Source organism: Dyadobacter sp. (genome assembly GCF_051859145.1).
Lineage (GTDB): Bacteria > Bacteroidota > Bacteroidia > Cytophagales > Spirosomataceae > Dyadobacter.
In genome coordinates this window covers 1-1837 of record NZ_JBHYGF010000530.1, presented here as the reverse complement: position 1 = coordinate 1837, position 1837 = coordinate 1, and the positions used below count along the sequence as shown (strand labels likewise).

Below are 1837 nucleotides of genomic sequence, written 5' to 3'. Positions count from 1 at the left end.
GGCGGCGTAATCCTGAATATGGCCTCTATTGCAGCCACGGTAGGTATTCCCGACAGGTTTGCGTATTCCACGGCGAAAGGCGCGGTTTACTCTATGACCTTATCAGTGGCACGTGACTACCTCGCAGAAGGGATACGCTGCAACAGCATTTCACCGGCGCGCGTGCACACACCATTCGTCGATGGATTTATCGCAAAGAACTACCCGGGGCAAGAAGAAGAAATGTTCGAAAAACTATCAAAAACACAGCCCATCGGAAGAATGGCGAAACCGGAAGAGATAGGCGCGCTAGCACTATACCTCTGCTCCGACGAAGCCGGCTTCATTACAGGTTGTGATTATTTGATTGATGGGGGATTTGAGAAGTTGAATAATTAGCGGCTGTCGGCTGTCGGCAATCGGCCGTCGGCTTTTTTTGCAGCAAGCTGCTTTTGCTTTACAAAAGGTAATTTGTATTAAAGATTAACAACAACATAAACACAGGCCGAAAGCCGACTGCCGAAAGCCGATGTAAAAATCAATTTAACCAAAAACAGGCCGAAAGCCGACTGCCGAAAGCCGAAGTAAATAGGCCAAAGCCGCCCGCCGAAAGCTGAAGTAAAAAATATGAAACTATTCCGATTTGGTGCTTTTGAGCAGGAGAAACCAGGGGTTGAACTTGCTGATGGTAAAAAAATAGATGTCTCTGCATTTGGAGAAGATTTTAATGAGAAATTCTTCGCAACTGGCGGTTTGAGCCGGTTAAGCGAGTGGCTGGAAACAAATGCAGCTACTGCCCCGGCGGTAGAAGAAGGTTTCCGTTACGGATCCTGTATTGCGCGTCCTTCCAAGATCGTCTGCATTGGGATGAACTATGCAAAACACGCTTACGAGTCCGGCGCTACGGAATTGCCGAAAGAGCCCATCGTATTCTTCAAGTCGACTTCTGCCTTGTGCGGACCTTTTGATCAGGTGATCATCCCACGGAATTCAGAAAAGACAGACTGGGAAGTGGAGCTGGCCGTGATTATTGGTAAAAAGGCGAGCTATGTAGACGAAACGAATGCATTGGATTATGTAGTCGGCTATGCAGTGCACAACGATTACTCCGAACGCGCATTTCAAATGGAGCGCGGTGGCCAGTGGGTGAAGGGTAAAAGCAACGATACTTTCGCGCCGCTGGGACCTTACCTGGTGACGAGCGACGAAGTGGGAAATGCCAATAACCTTGATTTGTGGCTGAGCCTGAATGGAAACAAGATTCAGGATAGCAATACTTCCGATATGATATTCCAGGTGCCTTTCCTGATCAGTTACCTCAGCCAGTTTATGACATTGCTGCCGGGTGACGTGATCACAACAGGTACCCCCGCCGGTGTAGGTCTGGGTATGAAGCCGCAGGTATACCTGAACCCGGGCGATATAGTGGAGCTCGGCATTGAAAAGCTGGGTAACCAGAAGCAGGAAGCCGTGGCGTGGAAGGCGATTAATCAATAATATAAACGATGATAATAGATAGTCACCAGCATTTCTGGATTTTTGATGAAGAAAGAGATTCATGGATTACGCCGGAAATGGGCGCGATCCGACAGGATTTTTTACCCGAGAATCTCTGGCCCGTACTCAGGCAAAACGGGGTAAATGGCTGCGTGGCTGTGCAGGCTTCTTCAACGGATTCGGAAACAGAGTTCCTGCTTCAACTCGCCGAAGCCAATGATTTCATCAAAGGTGTTGTGGGCTGGGTCGATTTGTTTTCATCCGATTTGTACGGTAAGCTGGAAAGGTATTCACAGTATGAAAAGCTGAGAGGCTTCCGGCACGTGGCGCAGGGACAACCCGAAGGTTTTTTGCTGCAACC

Annotated in this window: 3 protein-coding genes; all 3 read left to right on the top strand. The window is 48.7% G+C overall.

All coding sequences use genetic code 11. The annotated features are described in order from the left end of the window. Positions 1–378: SDR family NAD(P)-dependent oxidoreductase (locus ACTIE6_RS23395; RefSeq protein WP_439558931.1), on the top strand; the 378-nt coding region annotated here is incomplete at its 5' end. A gap of 228 nt (positions 379–606) precedes the next feature. After that, positions 607–1476 carry a fumarylacetoacetate hydrolase family protein gene (locus tag ACTIE6_RS23390; protein WP_439558930.1) on the top strand — a complete coding sequence of 290 codons (870 nt, stop codon included), beginning with the start codon at positions 607–609 and terminating at the stop codon, positions 1474–1476. Between the two features lie 8 nt (positions 1477–1484). Next, positions 1485–1837: amidohydrolase family protein (locus tag ACTIE6_RS23385; RefSeq protein ID WP_439558929.1), on the top strand; the 353-nt coding region annotated here is incomplete at its 3' end.

Excerpts from the sequence above, each read along its gene's own strand:
- ACTIE6_RS23390 (WP_439558930.1), top strand. The coding sequence starts at position 607 with ATGAAACTATTCCGATTTGGTGCTTTTGAGCAGGAGAAACCAGGGGTT.